The organism is Collinsella aerofaciens (assembly GCF_015555045.1).
Classification (GTDB): Bacteria; Actinomycetota; Coriobacteriia; order Coriobacteriales; family Coriobacteriaceae; genus Collinsella; species Collinsella aerofaciens_W.
On record NZ_JADNJQ010000001.1, the window covers coordinates 66,524 to 83,294 of the forward strand.

Annotated in this window: 12 protein-coding genes; 5 read left to right on the forward strand and 7 right to left on the reverse strand. The window is 59.7% G+C overall.

Annotated elements, in window-relative coordinates:
- Window positions 1-3: 3 nt before the first annotated feature.
- From pglZ to I2E45_RS00510, 7 genes are read right to left on the reverse strand one after another with little or no spacing between them, the layout of a single operon-like run.
- Entirely contained in the window at window positions 4-2,637 is a 2,634-nt protein-coding gene (gene pglZ / locus I2E45_RS00480; RefSeq protein ID WP_195443567.1) for a BREX-1 system phosphatase PglZ type A, read from the reverse strand.
- Window positions 2,627-4,129, reverse strand: coding sequence for an ATP-binding protein (locus I2E45_RS00485; protein WP_195443569.1), 1,503 nt, complete (start codon window positions 4,127-4,129; stop codon window positions 2,627-2,629). Before I2E45_RS00485 ends, pglZ begins: the two co-directional genes overlap by 11 nt.
- A 9-nt stretch (window positions 4,130-4,138) precedes the next feature.
- The gene (gene pglX / locus I2E45_RS00490) at window positions 4,139-7,693 is read right to left on the reverse strand and encodes a BREX-1 system adenine-specific DNA-methyltransferase PglX (RefSeq protein WP_195443571.1); all 3,555 of its coding nucleotides are present in this window, start codon (window positions 7,691-7,693) and stop codon (window positions 4,139-4,141) included.
- A 1-nt stretch (window position 7,694) separates the two neighbouring features.
- On the reverse strand, window positions 7,695-11,294 hold the full coding sequence (gene brxC / locus I2E45_RS00495; RefSeq protein ID WP_195443573.1) for a BREX system P-loop protein BrxC: 3,600 nt from the start codon (window positions 11,292-11,294) through the stop codon (window positions 7,695-7,697).
- Window positions 11,295-11,308: 14 nt separating this feature from the next.
- Entirely contained in the window at window positions 11,309-11,905 is a 597-nt protein-coding gene (locus I2E45_RS00500) for a DUF1788 domain-containing protein (protein ID WP_195443576.1), read from the reverse strand.
- Window positions 11,906-12,517 (reverse strand): DUF1819 family protein, encoded by a 612-nt coding sequence (locus I2E45_RS00505; protein ID WP_195443579.1) that lies wholly within the window; start codon window positions 12,515-12,517, stop codon window positions 11,906-11,908. It abuts the gene before it with no gap.
- Entirely contained in the window at window positions 12,501-12,701 is a 201-nt protein-coding gene (locus tag I2E45_RS00510; protein ID WP_195443582.1) for a hypothetical protein, read from the reverse strand. The genes I2E45_RS00505 and I2E45_RS00510 overlap by 17 nt, the downstream gene beginning before the upstream one ends.
- Window positions 12,702-13,190: 489 nt before the next feature.
- Here I2E45_RS00510 and I2E45_RS00515 point away from each other — a divergent pair, with 489 nt between their 5' ends.
- The 5 genes from I2E45_RS00515 (at window position 13,191) to I2E45_RS00535 (ending at window position 16,770) form a co-directional block, all read left to right on the forward strand.
- On the forward strand, window positions 13,191-13,580 hold the full coding sequence (locus I2E45_RS00515; RefSeq protein ID WP_195443585.1) for a YraN family protein: 390 nt from the start codon (window positions 13,191-13,193) through the stop codon (window positions 13,578-13,580).
- Window positions 13,581-13,677: 97 nt separating this feature from the next.
- Window positions 13,678-14,280 carry a hypothetical protein gene (locus I2E45_RS00520; protein ID WP_195443588.1) on the forward strand — a complete coding sequence of 201 codons (603 nt, stop codon included), beginning with the start codon at window positions 13,678-13,680 and terminating at the stop codon, window positions 14,278-14,280.
- A gap of 127 nt (window positions 14,281-14,407) precedes the next feature.
- Window positions 14,408-15,169 (forward strand): ParA family protein, encoded by a 762-nt coding sequence (locus I2E45_RS00525; RefSeq protein ID WP_195443590.1) that lies wholly within the window; start codon window positions 14,408-14,410, stop codon window positions 15,167-15,169.
- On the forward strand, window positions 15,162-16,088 hold the full coding sequence (locus tag I2E45_RS00530) for a ParB/RepB/Spo0J family partition protein (protein ID WP_195443593.1): 927 nt from the start codon (window positions 15,162-15,164) through the stop codon (window positions 16,086-16,088). The genes I2E45_RS00525 and I2E45_RS00530 overlap by 8 nt, the downstream gene beginning before the upstream one ends.
- 262 nt (window positions 16,089-16,350) lie before the next feature.
- Window positions 16,351-16,770, forward strand: coding sequence for a hypothetical protein (locus I2E45_RS00535; RefSeq protein WP_229058747.1), 420 nt, complete (start codon window positions 16,351-16,353; stop codon window positions 16,768-16,770).
- Window position 16,771: the final 1 nt, after the last annotated feature.

Here is a 16,771-nt window from a genome sequence, read left to right on the forward strand (position 1 = left end):
CTCCTAGAAACCGAAATCGACCGAAGGCGCGAAGGCCATGTCGATGGTGAACTCTTCCTTCCAGGCGATCTCGCCAGTCTCCTTGTCCCTGCACACCAGGAAGTAGCGCTCGTCAGGCGGATAGTCGATACCTGCCTTGAGGGTGAACATGGGCCTGGAGACCCTGGCGCGTTCGTCGGGTGTCGCCATGTCCGCATGCGCCTTCTGGATGTCGGTGACCGGGTTGCCCGAGCCGTCGGTGAGGCACAGCTCGTACTCGCATGGGAGCACCTTGCCGGAAACGGGTTCGCGCTGGTACAGATCCACGTGGAACATGGAACTCGTGATGCGCCTGCTGGTGGAGACTAGGGAAAGCGTCGCCTTCTCCTGGTCGACCCGCGCCTTCGAATTGGACCTGTGGTTTCTGAACTCGATGACCGGGACGCACATCTCCTGAAGGCTCACACCCCCATGGGCGTAGTTCTTGTTGCCCGCGACGCTTTTCAACCTGATACACTCGCGCAACGCCAGTCCATAATATTCTCCGCCGTGGATGTCTTCCATGTTCATCTTCACGAGAATGTTGCTATCAATAGCCTCTCTGGAGAGGACGTGCCTGCGGTGCAGTTGGACATCGCCCGACCCGATGTCGGCCTTGGCGATCTTGTCGTGCTCCTTGAGGGGCCTACGCGTGTAGAGGAAGCCATGATCCGCCGTCACGAAGACGCGGTTGATGCCGAGGTCGTTCACGACGATCTTGCACAACGCGACGAGCTCGTCGACAGCGCTCTCGCAGGCCGCGAACACGTCGTGCTCGAGTTTGGGTTTCTCGCCGGTCGAATCGATCTTGTCTTGGTAGATGTACACGAGCGGCGCACTGCCCACAAGCTCCCTTCGCGCAGCGCGGTTGCCCGCACGCAGATCCTGCGCCGTCAGCGCCCGCGCACCGGGAACTGCTTTCTGGAGCACAGCCTCGCGCTCTTTCGTGGTTTTCGTTGGCATACCATCGGCGAAAACCTCGCCGGAGTCCCATGAGTATGAGATCTCAGATTGCGGGAGCAGTGCCGCCATGCCGAACTCCGTGACCGAGGGAAACACGCTCTGGCACGCCTCCAGAGTGACGGAACCCTTCGTCTCCTGCTCGAGCCTGCGGGCAAGCTCTGCCCCGACCTCGTAGCGCATGCCATCGGATACGATCACCACGGTTCGCTTGAAGTCCCTCGAGTTTCTCGAGGGGTAGCGGTTGTAGAACTCTCTCTGCAGCGGCATTCCCGCAACATGGCCTTTCTCGGCCCAATCGGGCTCGCAACATCCGATCCAGCAGCCGTTTACTCCAGGAAGGAACCAGTTCACATACAGGTTCTCGACGCGCTCCGCTGTCTTCTCCGCGGCATCGCGCAACGCGTCGGGGACCTCCTCGGCACTCAACTGGCACTCGTCGAAGGAAGTGCAGAAGCTGCGGTAGATGGCATCCATGGAATTCCAGCCGCTCACGTAGCCCTTCCATGCATCAACGGGATTAGGCGCGTGGAAGCCCTGCGGATGCTCGCGGTAGAAGCTCTCGGCCTGCGCTGCATTGACAAGCAGGTCAAAGAAGCACGCAACGCGCTTGTACCATTTGAGGTTCTTGCGCCTCTGGCAGATGGCAAGAGCCTCTGCACTGCGGTCAGACCCCTGCGCCAGGCTGCCCAGCAAGGAGGTCAGGATAACCTCGTTTACGCATGGGAAAATGTCAGTATCCGAAAGTCGAGAGACTTCCGCACCAGAAAGCACATCGGAAAGGTTCGTCTCCTGTTCGACCCTGCGGCATATCTCGTAGAGGATGCTGCGGGTATCCTGCCTGTCAAGCCAATCGCGGACAATATTGAGACAGAAGCGCGCATGTGTCTTGGAGATCCTATTGGAGTAGCCGGACATCACGTCCTCTGGCAGCGTGCAGAACGCAGCCGAGAGCAGCAGGTGCTCCGAAAGAGAGGTCTCGGATGTGGGGTCCCCGGTATAGCCCAGGCGCTTCTCCAACAGGGCGGCAAGCGCCGAGAGGGCATCGTATTTCTCGAAATCGGAGAGGAGCTGCTCGCCGCTACCTTCGTGCAGAGCACACAGTAAACCTTCAACGATGTCCTCCATGCGGGACGTCTGCGCCTTTAAGATCGTGGAGACAACGCCAACCGCAACGTCACCAGGGGTCGCGGTCTCGGGCATGCGCTTGAGGTATGCTGCACGCCGTTCTGCCGCCCCGAAGAACCTCGCAAACCTCGCCACCGCGTCGCGCGCATCGGGGCCGGCATTCACCTCTCCCAAGAGCATCGATGCCTTGTCGGCCTGGAAGTGCTCGGATATAAGCTCTATATCGGCAAGCCAGTTTCCCTCCAGCCCGCCTTCCGAGAAGTCCCGGGAAGAGCGCGTGTAGACGAGGAAGTCGTCTTCGCGGTTCTCGCGCAGGATGCGGCGTTTCAGGTCGAAGAGCGACTCGCTGGAGGCGTCGGCAAAGAGAACCTTCCTTCCGCCTGCCCCGCCGATTCCCTCTTGACGCAGCTGCTCGAACTCCTGGGCAAAGGAGCCCTCCACATCGTGCCAGAACACGATGCGCCTATCTTCCTCGTCAAGATGAGGTGATGAGAATACCTGTCTTAGCTGATCTGCAGCGCTATCTGCCACCGCTTTCCTCCTCTCCGCTTTTTTGGGTGCGGGTCCTCTTGAACCGATAGCGCCCCTTGCCGTGCCCCTTCACCTGCTCGATGATTCCTGCCTCGAGCATCTTTTTCAGGAGCTTGCCGGCACGGCTGTCGGAACCTCCAATGGTCTCGATCACCTCGTGCCGACCGAACTGGTCCGCATCCGAGAGACTTCTGCGGAGCTCGTCGATGTTCTGGAGGGTCGTCGCATTGAAACCGCCGTTGTCGTTTCGTGACGTTTCGGGCGAATCGGCACGTTCTGCGTCCGAATCGTCATGTTCTTCAATCGAATCGGTACGTTTCCTGCTCGAATCGGTACGCTCCATACCCAAAACGGCATCTTTCTCCCTGGGTGATCCCGCACCCGCCAGACGGTCGTTCGGAGCCTCGAACTCCACGCTGAGGTTGTTGCCCACCATGCGGAAAACGGGAACCCCGATGCCGTCGAGCTTGCAGTCGCTGAAGATCTTCTGCACGCCTCTGCCCCAGCTCTCGATGTGCCCTGCGAGGAAGAAGACGCTGGCTATCTTGGGATTGTGCGGCTCGGAGGGGTGCGGTGCCAGCAGGTCGTCCACGTTCCAGCCCTCTGGCAGGATGCACGAGTTCCCCACGACGAGGCGGTTGTCGTAGACGCGTATCTGGATCGGCGCGCCCGAGGGGTAGTTCTTGTGGACGATGGCGTTCACCACCGCCTCGCGCACCGCGGAAAGGGGGAAGGGATAGCGTTCCACGCGGCGGATGCCGTCGTAGCTGATCTGCGCCTTCAGGTACTTCGAGTACAGGAGGTCTATCGCCTTGTCCGCCTGCTCGACGATGGGGCCCGACACCTCGTCCTGGTAGAGGATCTCGGCTTCCTCGAAGTACCCGATCTTCACTGAGCACCCCGGCACGTAGCGGTCGGGCTCGGGATGGAACAGCAGGACGGCGGCGTTCGTCAGATAGCCATCGCGGTCGAGCCGCAGATGGCGGACGAGGGTGCCGGGCTCTTCCGCCAACGCCTCGTCGGGCACGCGCCCCTTGCCTCGAGCCCTTTCGGCGAACCCCCTTATCGCTTCGCTGCTCAGGTCATCCGGCTTCACGTCGGGGACGGGCGCGGCATCCCAGCTCTGCCCCTGCTTGCGCAAGAGGAAGGTATCCAGTGCCGTGCCGCTCAAAAGCTGGTTCGTCGCGCCGACGCGAACGTAGTACTGGCTCTTGTAGCTCACCGGGAAGGCCTGCGCCTCCACCTCGATTTCGAGATAGGAGCCCTGGCGCGTCTCGTGCAGCATGACGGCCGCCACGATGCCCAACCCGGATATGATCTTGTTGGGGATGTCCTCGAGGAGGCGACGCGCATCGGAAAGCCCCGTCACGCTGCCGTCGTCGCCTATGCCGACGTAGAGCGTCCCGCCCTTCGCGTTGGCGAAGCCGCAGACCCACTTGAGGTACTCATCGCGCCACGAGCTCTTGTATTCGATGGATTGGCTCTCTGACATCGCGTCCTCCTATTTGATCTTCGCCAGGACGTCCTGGAACAGCGCGTAGTTGTGTTTCACGCCGTCGTCGAGATCAATCTCAATCATCTGGTCGGCGAGATGGTGCACCTTCTCATCGAAAGCGATCGTCTCGACGAGCTGGTCGGCGAGTTTCTTGCGACGTTTGCGCAGGTCGGCGGCCTCCCGTCTGTCCGCCGTCGCCATTGCGTCGTCAATAGCGTCGATCTGCGTGTTGTAGCGGTCCTGCTGCGGAAGTACATACTCGGTACGCAGACGTGCTAAAAGGTCTGGCGTGTAGCGGTGCATGTAGAAAAGTGCACGGAAGCCGCCCTTCTTGCCGCTGTCGAAAAGCCAGTAGATAGGACGCTTGCCCGCGCTCTGCACGCTGTAGGCCTTGCAATGGTCCGAGAAGAACCCGTCGCGGAAGTACGCGCGGATGACCTGGCGTGGCGTGCCAGTACCACCAAGAGCGTCGGCGACGAACTGCAGGTTCTCCTCCAGGTGCTCCTCACCGAATGCAGCTGCCATAAAGTCGACGAACAGACCCGTCGCGTCATCATGAAAATATTCGATATCGGTGAGAGGAATGATCCCATCTGCATCGGGTGTGAAGCTAGGCTCGGGCACCTGCTGCAGATACTCGGAAAGACCGTCGCCCTGGTTCGCCAGCACGAGTCCCGACTTGTCAAGTGAGTAACGACCCATGATACAGCCCACTGCATAGCTGATGAGGCTCTTCACCTCGTCCGCCTTCGTGCGGACGTAATTGCTGCCTTTCAGTTCTTCGGGCACATCATCGTCACTGTCAAAGACGATGTGCACACTCACTTTGTCGAGCGGCACCTCGATAGGCACCTCGTTTTCCATGTGGTAGATTTCCGCGAAGATACGGTTGAGTTCTTCCTCGTTTGCCTTGAGCTGATAGAATCGCTCACTGCACTCTGTTTTCCAGGACTCATAAGCCTGTTCTAGAGTCCCCTTAGACCTGTGGAGGCGGATGAGGGAGAGTTTGTCAAAATCCCATGAAGTCTCATAGGAGTCCCAATCAACACGAGAAATGCTAACATTGGTGGGTGCCAATGTATCAACAGTATTTCTTGTTATCTCATCGGGCTCAACGTAAGGAATTGACCCCAGATAACCTGGAGGAAAGTTCAAAGTAGGATTTATAACATTAATTAAGGATCGATATGTCGATGATGACATAAGTGACAAAATATAGTTCAAGTTATGAAGGTTAATTACCTCACAGAATGGACCAGCCGTATCAAACATGAACCCATTAGGAACATACCTGCAATGAAATGATGCCGAAGAAATAGTGCTCCAAGATATCCCTTCCTTGAATGCTTGGGTCCCATTGAAATTATGCGCACGGCATCTTGACCCGTCATAATTATCGTTTTTCATTTCCCAACCGTCATTTTCCCAATTTACAACAAAATTGTTATTTCCATACCAAAGGCGATAGTTGCCACCTTTAGTGCAAGGAATCCATTTGCGTAAATTAGAATCACCAGGCATTAACCCAAATTCTATAGAGTTAAAAGATACCTCCTGCCATTGCTTTAAAAAGCGATTCACGTTTCCAGTTATCAGACCAACTCGAGCATCAATTTCGGTACTCAACATAGAGTTGCTTGCAAAAAGCATTACGGCATCACTTGGTAGCCAATATGCAATCGGGCTGCCAGGGATTTTCTTGAAATCCTGCTGGTTGGCACGGTAGAACCATCCACATTCAGGGTTGCGTATTGCCTCTCGCAATGCTGCGCTTTTTACAGCTTCTCCCAGCGGATCGACTAGCCTTACATATCCTCCACGAGCGTTCTGATAATCGTTCAGCAGCACTGTGGCTGTGGTCTGAACCACCTCGCCGCTGATGGCATCAAACGCCCGAGCCCCGAGATGAGCCATGTTGGCGATGGTCTTAGTCTCGATGATACTCTTGCGCAGGTTCTCGAAACTGCTCAGGAACATCCACGACTGCATGGTCACCATGGCGCTGTAGCCGCGCGCATCCGCGAGAGAAAAGCCCCTGCAAATAAAAGCAGCAAAGAGATCCGCTTTTCCATCGGGGTAGTTCTTCTTCACCCACTTGCCCATCCAAGGGTTCATACTGCCGCTTCCGAAATAGGGCGGGTTGGCGATAACCGCGTCATAATGCCGCGCAAGGGGCTCAAGCTCCTCGAGTGCCCGCTGCGCTTTCACGGCGGCGGCCATGCCGAACATGCCCGCCTCGTCCATGACGGTTTCAGCGACCTCCCTCACCGATCCCAGATCTGCCTCCGTCGGCGCGAAGAGGCTGCCCGCCTCGTCGAGATGGGCCAAGACGTCAAGCAGGTCGACCTGTTCGAGCAGGAACGGCGCGTCGATACGCTCCTGGTCCTTCATCGTGCGAGCTATGGCATCGCGCTCATTTTCGTCGAACTCGATGCGAGAGAGTACCGTGATTCTCGGACGCACCCCACGACGCAGGAAGCGCGAGTCGTACTCGCACGCCTTCATGGTGAGCGCGAAGCTCGCCATCGCCGCCGCGCGCGGATCGATCTCGAGACCCGTGAGGTTCTTCTCCAGGATAAGGCGCGGGATATCCCTGCGGGAATAGCCCTCCTCCTCGTACATGGCGGCTATCAAGTCGAAGGCGTACACGAGTATATGGCCGCTTCCGCAGGCGGGATCCACTGCCGTGATGTCCTCCGGCGACTCAATGCACTTGAAATCAGCCTCGACATCCCCATCCGGCGCGATGTAGTACTCCATGCGGGTAGCAAGCGCGCTGTCCGGGTGGTTCAGCATCCACAGGCGACCGAGCGAGTTTTCCGTCAGGTAGCGGACGATCCACTCCGGCGTGAAAAGCTGGGTGGCAGGGGCCAGGTCCTCGCGCGTCGCCTTGCGCTTGGACGCGAAGTACTCGTCCTTGCGCTCGGAGACGTAGTACTGGTACATCCAGCCCACGATCTCCACGCCTTCGAGCCAGTCCTCTTCGGGAATGTCCCCGACCATGCGCTCGATGACGCCGCCCGCCCTTAGTAGACCGTCGGGCAGAAGCAGCTCCATGCTCGAACCGACCTGCGAAAACACCGTGGGCATGCAACTGGCAAGCTCAGCACATTGGGCAAGGAACAGATAGCGGAACGTTTCCTCATCATCGCCCGATTGAACCAGTTGAGCCACGTGCGCACGGTCGATGCCCTCTATGTCCACCTGCAACGCCTCGGCAAGCGCCTGCGGCTTGAAGGAGCCGTCGTTGCCGGAAAGGAGACGCGTGTGCGACGGGAGACGGTCGTTTATCTCCATGAAACGGATGGCCATAATGCGGTTAAACCAGGTATATGCGGCTTGCTCCACTAGTGTGTCGTAGCCTTCGTCGTGAGCTTTCCGCAAAAGGTCTGACCTTTGCTTGCGCTCTTGGGAGGAGAGAACCCTGCCGCCAACGGCCTGTGCGTCCTTCGGGTTCTCTGGATGTTCCGATATGTCGTACAGGGCGCATCTGCGCTCGACTTCAGAGATGAGCTCGCGGCGTGCCCAAACACAGAAATTCTTAATGGCTGAATCGTGCATGCTAATCTCCCAGCCTTACCGCGCCGCTTTCGTGCAGCGCATCCATCAGGGTTTCTTTTACGCTATCCACATACGCCAGCACTTCTTCTTCGCTTCGCAAGGTCCTCGTGGGGCACACGCGGCTGCGGTGCAGAACCTTTGGCTTGGGTGCCGCCGGCTTCGCTGGCGGCATGTCGCTGTTAGTCGGCATCTTGCCGCGCTTTGCCGCCTCTTCCTTCGCGCGAGCCTGAGCGATCGCATCGTCAATCTTCTGGTACTGCTGCCCGCCCCATGTCTCGAGCTGCTTGAGCTGGGCATCGAGCTGGCTACAGCGCGTCTCGTTCATTGCGGCGTTCTTCTTCGCAGCGGCATCCTGACGAATAGAGGAAAGCACTCCCGCTACCGCGCTTTCGAGCGCTCCCGCCTCGTCTTTCGCGTAACGCTCGAGCGCCGACACCGCATCCTCGATGCTCTCGAGGAGGTTGTCGCGCTTGACCCCTGCGGCCTTGCTCAGCGCACCCGAAAGCCTCGAGTTCAGGGCCCCGAGGTCCTTGATTGCCGAGTAGGGCTTCTCCATGCCCAGGATGCGCTCGATGCGCTCGATGGCATCCTGCGCCTCCGAATCGCCTTCCAAGTAGACACCTTCAGTTTTGAGAGAGCCGATGAGCCTGGTGGAATCGTCCCACAGGCGCACCTGGCTGTTGAAGAAGCCGCGGATCTCGAGCATGTCCTCGGCGAAGTCGCGCAGGCCGTCTTGAACCTGCCTGTTGGCAAGCGCCATGCACAGAAGAAGCGGATCCGTCTCGTTGGATACTACGTTAGCGATAAGCTTTTGGCCGTCGACGACCACGCCCTTGCCTGGGTAGGCACTTCTGGAATAGCGCTGGGCGAGGAGGTCCCTGCATTCCTCCTGGACATCGTGCAGTTTCTCCTTGGTGAAGGCGACTAAACCATCCTCGTCGGCAGGAACCTGGTTCGTGTCGGCGAAGTCCTTCATGAGACGCTGAACCGTCGCGAGCGTCGCAGGATCGATCGCCTCTCGTTTCTTGATTGAGGCTTTGTCCGCATCACGCCTGAGGCACGCGACGATCGCGTGGGCATCGCCCGAGTCGAGTTGCTTGCCGCCGACCGACAAGGCGACCTTCTGGTCGTAGAGCATGCGCGCGACGACGGCCGCTATGTCCGCCTCGCGCCATCCATAGGGCACCTTCTGGTACTTGCGCTTGAGGTCTCCCATATTGGTCGCCTGCTTCGAATATGCCTGAGCGTCGAGGAACAGCATGATTTCGTCCATGGCGCGCTGGTTCGGCAGGTTTCCGTCCGTGTCGGGCTGGTTTAAGAGCTCGCCTCTGAATACCGAGATGATCTCGGAATCGGAACTTACCGAGGCATCGATGTAGTCGGCCTTGGTGTAGGTGCTCTTCACGAGCTCGTCCAGCGCGGCCTCGATCACCTTCGGCGCGCTCTTCTCGCGGACGGCGACCATGCGCCCGTCCACTGCGACGCGGGCGTGTGCCACGGCATCCTCGAGGGACTTGCGCGCGGCCCTCTCGTTTTCCCGCGCCTCCTCGCGCTTACGGGTCACGATCTCACGCTTCGAAGCCGACCACTGCTCGCGTGAGCTCATGCGGATGTACTTCTCCACTCGGCAGCTCATGTCCAAAAGGTCGTAATAGTCTCCCTCTTCCAGTCCTATGAGCGCCTGGTTCGTCGACTTGAAGGCGAACTCGGAATCGGCCAGGCGCGACCACTCGTGCGCGTAGGTGATCACGTTGAGCTTCATTCCGCCCATGTCCTTGCCGTGAACCGAATCGTCCACGTAGCGGTCGAACGGGAAGTCGTTCACACCCACGCGGTGTTTTGACGAGGTGAATATGCCGTCGAAGAGCAGGCGCTTGATGCGATCGATGACCTCGGAAGACTCTATCTGCACTTTGGATATCTCGTCGGCGACGTCCTGCTCCTCGCTGGTGAGGAAGTTGTACCTGTCGCCGTTTCTTGCGGCCTTGTTCTCGCGGACGAGCCGCTCGAGCGATGCTTGTACCTCGCGGCGCAGCTCGACCTTGTCGACGTCCATGGAGTCGATCATGAGGTTGGCGATGTTGTTCACGTTGGGCGTGATGTCGCCGATGTAGCGGATGAGATAGAGCGTCTTGATGACGTGCACGTCCTGTTGGAACAGCCCGTGCCCCTCGTCGGCGGCGTCCTGGCAGCGGTTGATGACTTGGCGGATGCCGTAGTCGAGCGCCGTCTCCATGGTGTCGTAGAAACGCCAGAACGGGATGAGCGCTCCGATATCGTCGTTTTCGACCGGCCAGACAGATTCTTGGAAAGCCGATATCATCGAGCGCTCGCCGCTGGACATGTGCTTTCCGGAGAAGCCGTGCTCGCGCGTCCTGGTGAACACGTCGGGCAGGATGCGGAACTGGTAGCCCACGAACGGGTAGCTTTCCACGAAGTCGCGCTCGCTGGCGTAGCCGAAAAGGTCGCTCGTGGAGTCGTCGAAGGTGAAGAGGTTCTTGAGCACCGTCGCCTTCTGCCCGTACTCGACTTCGAGGGCTGCCTTCGCCTCGTCTTTTTTGGCGAGGATGCGCTCCTTGATGACCTCGTCAACGTCGCTCGACGACAGCGAAAGCCTGGTGTCGAAGCGTCCCTGGATCTTGGAGAAGTCCATGCCGACGACGCTCGTCACCGAGTCGATCGCCTGTTGGCTGGTGACGACGATCCAGACCTTGTCTCCGCAGTAGGTGCCCAGGTCCTCGGTCAGCGTCTGCATGCTCAGCATGAGGCTGCTGTCTGAGCCTATGAACTGGCCTATCTCGTCGGCCATGAACAGAAGCCTGAACTCGCCACCGGTCTCCGACTCCCTCTTAGCGATGTACTCGGCGACCTCCTTGGCAAAGGTCTCCGACGAGATGACGTCGGTCTCGGTGCCGTCGAACCAGTGCTGGGCGGCGTCCCTGCTCATCCCGAGCACCTCTTGCAAGGTCTCGACCATCTCGTCTTCGTAGAACGACCAGCCGTCGCGGTTATCCAACCAGTCCATGCCGCTTATGCGCTCGAAGGCCGCGCGGAACTCCTCTGTCTTGCCCTTCTCGTCGATGAAAGCCTCGAGCTTGGCGAGCTTGAGGTCCTCGCCGTAGAAACCCCGGTTCTCGTAGAACACCCTTTGAAACGAGCGTAAGAGCGCCGTCTTGGCGGTGTCTCCCTCTTTCCACTTGCCTCCCTTGGAGTCCACGTTGAACAGCAACGTCTCGGTCGGGATGGCGGAGACGCGCTTCATGGAAGCGAACACCATGGGGTCAGCGATCTTGCCCTCGAAGTAGTCGACCGCGCGCTTACCGCCGACCACCGGGTTCGAGAGCACGTAGCTGAGCATCTTCAGGAAGTGGGACTTGCCCGATCCGAAGAAGCCGCTTATCCACGCGCCGATCTTGCCGGTCGGCATGTCGATGGAGCGCTCGTAGTTGTGGAAGAACGTCGCGAAGTGACCCTGGAGCTCCTTTGCAACGACGTATTCCTCGAGCTCCTGGATGACGAGCTTTTCATCGACGTCGCCAACCTTCACAACGCCATTAATGTCGCGGTCGATATCGTGTTCGAATATGTCACGGATATGCATATGCATGCCTTTCCCTAAATCAGGTCGAATGCCCGGTAATAGTTGCCGTCGGTGAGCTTGCCGAAGAGCGAGAGCGTCTGCCCGTCGAACCTTCCGGGGTACATCACGACCACCGGCGTGTTCTCGAATAGATGCTGGATGTTGTCGAGTACGTTATGGACCCTCATGAACGGGTACACCTCGCCGACGCCCGTGATAACGAGCACATCGCCCGGCACGTTCTCCTCGGCAGAGATCCTCTTCGCAAACGCCTCCGCGCTCGCCACGCTCGACAGGCGCTTCTTGAGCTGCTCGCGCCCGCGCTTCTCCTCCATCTTCGGCACCGCATCCAGAATCCTCTTGTCGGCACATATATCCAGCAGGATGTCGTAGAGGTTGGCCTCCCGTATCCTGCACGGAAGCGAGGGGTCGCCCTTTAGCCTGTCCAAAAAGCGCCGCGCCTCCGCCTTGAGCCGCGGATCATAGCAAAACGTGTATATCCCGACCTCGTTTCCAAGGCCGCGGTTGTGGAGGAAATCATCGCTTTGCAAACGCGTCTTGAACGCCTCGCAGCGCTCTTCGAACTCGGATAACGCCGATGCTGGCGCGGAGTCGCGATAAGTGATCGTCATCTACATCTCCTCCCTTGCCCCGAATGCCCGAAGCGCCTCAACATCCTTCCGTTCACGAAGGACATTCTCCAGCTCCATGTCGAGAATCACCGGCATGAGCCTGTTTTCCTGATTGAGCAGCCCCGCTTCTTTCAAGCATTTGCGAAGGACCTGCTTGAGCTTCGAGACGGTGCTCTCGGACATGATCGCGAAGTTGTCGAACTCGGATGCGAGGCGCGTGAAGTAGGCGTTCATGTCCGTGGACCCGAATTCGTAGTCAAGCTCGGCGTAGCGACGAGCTATCTCGGTCGTCATGAAATGTCGCACAAGCGGGTAGAACTGCATCATCGCATAAAGGTTCGTCTGCGCTGCAGCATCGGGCATTCCGTAAGCCACGATACGCACTAGACGCTCGTCTCCGAGGGCGTCGAGCCTGCGGTTGCACGCGAGTGTGATCCTGCCCAGGCTGCGCTCTGTTGGGTACCTGAAGAGGTTTTCTTCCTTGACCTTGCGCGCCGCCTCGTCGGCGGACATCCCCTCGAGCCTGAGTTGGGCCATGATGCGCGCCTCGTTGAGCAGGAACTGTTCGCGGGCTATGGTGTTGCCGAGAAGCTTCCTATTCGGCGCTGCCATCGAAGAGCTCCTTGTTGGCGATAACCTCGTCGAGCGCAAGCGAGGTGAGCAGCGCAGAGACACTCGTGCACTTCTCATGCGCGATTCTCTCGAGCGCGCTTTTCATCTCGGGCGTGGCGGCGAAGATGATCCGCTCCGTCTTCTTCGCACCGAGCACGTGCTTTCTCAGATCCTGCTCGTCCATCGAGACCACCTCTCGCCTTCTCGGGTTTTCATAAAAGTTATAAAAAAGTGTACCATGCCTGCCGCAATTTACCTCCGACATGCTGGCGACATGCCATTTTGACCACATATCGGCAAGCTGCACGCCCTCTTCGGTAATTCCAGCAGGCTGCCCGCCCCAGTTCCTAGCCGAAAACCCATCATCTGCCTCAGCTTTTATGAGTTCGCAAGATGCCTCCTCGACCGCCAGTGCCCCTTCGCCACCTGCCTTGCACGCGCATTGCCGCACGGAACCTGCCGCCGACGCAAGGGCCAGCGATGTTTCCCGAAAACTTTTCCCTGAAAAAGACCGTTTGACGCAGGCAAAACTTTTCGAAAAACACCGGAGCGAATCTCTTTCCAAGCCCTCCTTCGCTTTCCTCCCTTGTGCCCGCGGCAGAACCCATGCGCCCCTCGCTTCACAAGGCGGAAGGCCAAAGGGGCGAACCGCCGATACCCAAGGAGGTCAATCATGTCCGAACTCAAGGAAAAAGCCATCAAGGCGGCGGAGAAGTTTCTCGAGCAGCGCGGATACGAGGTCATCGAGAGCAACTGGAAATCCGAAGGCGGAAATTCGCTCGACCTGGTGGCAAGGGAAGACGGCACCGTGGTCTTCGTGGACGTCTACGCACGGCACGGCTTCGACAAGGGAATGCCCGAAGAAGGCAACGAGGGCTCTCGCGAACGCAGGGAGATCGCCGCGGCGGCTTGGCTTTCGGAGCACGCAGACGACGCCGGCTACGTCGACATGCCGGTACGTTTCGACAGCATCGCGATGATGCTCCTCTCGGAAAACCGGGCGCTGCTGAAGCACCACATCAACTGCCTCGGGTGCGGGCTTACCGCCGGCCAGGCCGACTAGGACCTCCGGGTCTAGCCGGATTCGACATAAGCCGCCTCGGGCACCGGCTCGAGGCGGCGCACCAACCGATTCGCATCTTCGCAGAAAGGAACGCATCATGGGAAACCGAGCCGTCATCACCACCCCCGAACGCAAGATCGGGCTGTACCTGCATTGGAACGGAGGGCGCGACACCGTAGAGCCCTTGCTGAGGTACTGCGAGCTCAAGGGCTACCGCGCGCCGAGCTCCGACAGCTACGGATGGGCCAGGCTCTGCCAGGTCGTCGGCAACTTCTTCGGCGGAACGCTGAGCGTGGGCATAGCGCCCTACTCCGACGACAGGCGCATGAACCCCGGAGACAACGGGATCTACGTCGTCGACGGATGGAAGATAGTCGACCGCATCCTCCCGTACGAGGGTTTCGTAGAGGAAGACGAACACGATTTCGACGGGATGCTCCGCGCGCTCGATGAGTCCATGCCCGAAGCCGAGAGACTCGGCGCGCTGCTGGACTCCACAGAGGTGGCGACTTCGGAACTTGAGCTCGGCGACGAGGTGTGGGCTCGAGGGATCGACGGCAAGTACTCCACCTACCCGGTGGTCGCCTTCGATGATGACGGGACGCCGCTCGTGGCGCGCTACGACCACGACGGCGACTGGTCATGGAACCCCAACAACCGCATCGAAGAGAAATCCGCCCTGATCGTTGGCCGCAAGTAGCCGCCTTTCCCGCCCTAAACCGTTCGTTTTCGAACGGTTTAGGGTATACTGGGTATACGAAACGCGGACGCCGCCGAACCTTCCACATCACACGGCGGCATCTGAAGATGCAAAGGAGGCAGAAGACATGCGAACCATCGCGGTATCGAACTACAAGGGCGGGGTCGGCAAGACCACCACCGCGGTCAACCTCGCCACAATCTACGCAAAGAGGGGCCTGAGAACGCTCCTCATCGACCTGGACCCGCAGGCGTCCGCTACCGACTACTTCGGTCTCTACGACAAGGCCGCGCAGGAGCGCCGAAGCGCGGTGGAGCTCCTCTACGCAAACGCGGCAGTGGAGGACATCGCCTTCGAAACCGGGACGGAAGGCCTTTCGGTCGTGCCCTCGACCATCGAGCTCGTCGACCAAAACGAGCTCCTCCTGCGCGAGCAGAGGCTGCGATTCGCGCTCGACGACTGCACGGGGCTCTACGACATCTGCATACTGGATTGCAGCCCCACCATGAAACGCCTCGCTTTCAGCGCCTATCTCGCAGCAGCGGGAGACGGAATGGTCGTCGTGCCGGTGAAGCTCGACTCCACCGTGATGCGGGGCACCGCGCTCACGGTCAACGCCATAGAGTCCATCGCCGACGCCCTGCGCGTGCCCACGCCAAAATGGAAGATCCTGCGCACCTGCGTTCCAGGGCTCATGACGAACGCAGAGGCCACCGGCGCGGAGGTGCTCGACTCCTACTTCCCAGACAACCAGTTCGAGACCGTCATCCACGCGAGCTCCAAGGTCTGCGAGGGAAGCTGGCAGTGGCAGCCCGTTGCGACGTTCAAGCCCGACAGCCGCCCCGCGAAGGACTACGAGAGGCTCGCAGAGGAGGTGCTCCATGGCTAGGGCAACGGCATCGGGGTTCACCATCTCGGGCCTCCTCGACAAGAACGCGGCCACTCGAAGCGATTACCCTATCGAGAGAATCCCCGTCGGCGAGATAGCCGACCATCCCGAGAACACGGCCTATTCGATGGACGATGCGGGGATAGCGCAGCTCGCGAAGAGCATCGAGAAAGAGGGTCTCACCGACCTGCCCCTCGTCCGCAAGCTCGACGACGGGAGCTGGCAGATGGTGAGCGGGCACCGCAGGAAGGCCGCATACGCCATGCTCGCCGAAGAGGACGAGAGGTACGCCCAGATCCCCTGCCGGATAATACGCGGCATCTCCGACGAGCAGTCGGTCATGCTGCTCCATGCCGCCAACTACTTCGTGCGCAACCTCACCGTGACCGAGCGCGCAGCGGCGAGCCGCGCTCTCGGGATGGAGGTCGAGCGCATGCGGGTGGAAAACCCCGAGCTTTCCGGCATGCGCACGGAAGACATCAAGGCGGCGATCATCTCGGAGCAGACAGGGCGAAAGGTGTCAGGAAAGACGATCCAGCGCCAGGAGTCGCTGGCGCGCAAGATCGAAGAGGATCTTGTCGCGGGGTGGCGCGAGGCGGCGCTTTCCGACTCGCTCTCGGCAGACGCCGTGAACGCCCTCGCGAAAATGGAACCCGACGAGCAGGAACGGCTCTTCTCCTCGTGGAAGGAGCATCCTCTCGACAAGAAGAAGACGACGGAGTTCCTGAGGAAAGCGACGAGCGAGCCGAGCGCGAAACCTCGTCAAGAAGAAGAGCGGAAGCCTTCGGCACCGCTCGGAAGCGCCCTGCGCGCGCTCAGGCGCTACGAATCGAAAGCACTGGGCGAACCGAGCGAGCTGGACAGGCAGGCGCTTGAGGATATCGCGGGAATGGCCGACAGGCTCCTCGGACGAATTTAGCCCCATGCAGGCGCCCCGTTGGGGCTCCTGCACCATTTCCAGCAAGTAGCCTATCTCGTATACACGAGATAGGAGGCGGCATCTCAGGCACCCGAATGCGCCGCTCTGCCCCGTCCCTGCGCCAGGCGGCGCAAGGGGAGGGTCACGCCAGCGCGGAGATGCGCGAATGCCGCCATGCGGGGGATGCCCCGCGCCCCTGAGAAGACGCGCCGCGCAAGCTTCCACGACGTCCGCGCGGCGAAGGATGCGAAGGATCGAGAAGATGACGAAGGTCTTGAAATACGACAACGTGCTCACCGCCCGCGTGAGCGACGCCGACTTCCGCGCAGTCTGCGAGCGAGCCGACGAAGAGGAGCTCACGCGCTCCGAGTACCTGCGCTACGTCGCGCGAATGGTCGCGGACGACGCCGCGAACGCCGACCGCGGCGGCGTGCTGCTCGATGGGCGCTCCATGCGCAAGCTCTCTCGCGAGCTCGTCAAGTGGGGACATCACTACAACCAGGGCATGCACGCCCTGAACTCCATAAAGTTCGCCCTCGAGCACGGCCGAGGGGACCTGGAGTGGGTATCCGGCAAGCTCGACGAGTGCGCTCTTTTGCTCGCGCAGGTCGAAGAGGGCCGCTCGGAGATCGAAAGCGAGCTCGATGCCCTCGAGGGTCGCGCGATAGTCGGGGGCGATTAGC

Bases quoted from the DNA above. Each gene is read 5' to 3' on its own strand.
- I2E45_RS00485 (WP_195443569.1), bottom strand. From the start codon at position 4,129: ATGTCAGAGAGCCAATCCATCGAATACAAGAGCTCGTGGCGCGATGAG.
- pglX (WP_195443571.1), bottom strand. From the start codon at position 7,693: ATGCACGATTCAGCCATTAAGAATTTCTGTGTTTGGGCACGCCGCGAG.
- I2E45_RS00515 (WP_195443585.1), top strand. From the start codon at position 13,191: ATGTCCGAACTCAAGGAAAAAGCCATCAAGGCGGCGGAGAAGTTTCTC.
- I2E45_RS00525 (WP_195443590.1), top strand. From the start codon at position 14,408: ATGCGAACCATCGCGGTATCGAACTACAAGGGCGGGGTCGGCAAGACC.
- I2E45_RS00520 (WP_195443588.1), top strand. From the start codon at position 13,678: ATGGGAAACCGAGCCGTCATCACCACCCCCGAACGCAAGATCGGGCTG.
- I2E45_RS00505 (WP_195443579.1), bottom strand. From the start codon at position 12,517: ATGGCAGCGCCGAATAGGAAGCTTCTCGGCAACACCATAGCCCGCGAA.
- I2E45_RS00500 (WP_195443576.1), bottom strand. From the start codon at position 11,905: ATGACGATCACTTATCGCGACTCCGCGCCAGCATCGGCGTTATCCGAG.
- I2E45_RS00535 (WP_229058747.1), top strand. From the start codon at position 16,351: ATGACGAAGGTCTTGAAATACGACAACGTGCTCACCGCCCGCGTGAGC.
- I2E45_RS00510 (WP_195443582.1), bottom strand. From the start codon at position 12,701: ATGGACGAGCAGGATCTGAGAAAGCACGTGCTCGGTGCGAAGAAGACG.
- I2E45_RS00530 (WP_195443593.1), top strand. From the start codon at position 15,162: ATGGCTAGGGCAACGGCATCGGGGTTCACCATCTCGGGCCTCCTCGAC.
- brxC (WP_195443573.1), bottom strand. From the start codon at position 11,294: ATGCATATCCGTGACATATTCGAACACGATATCGACCGCGACATTAAT.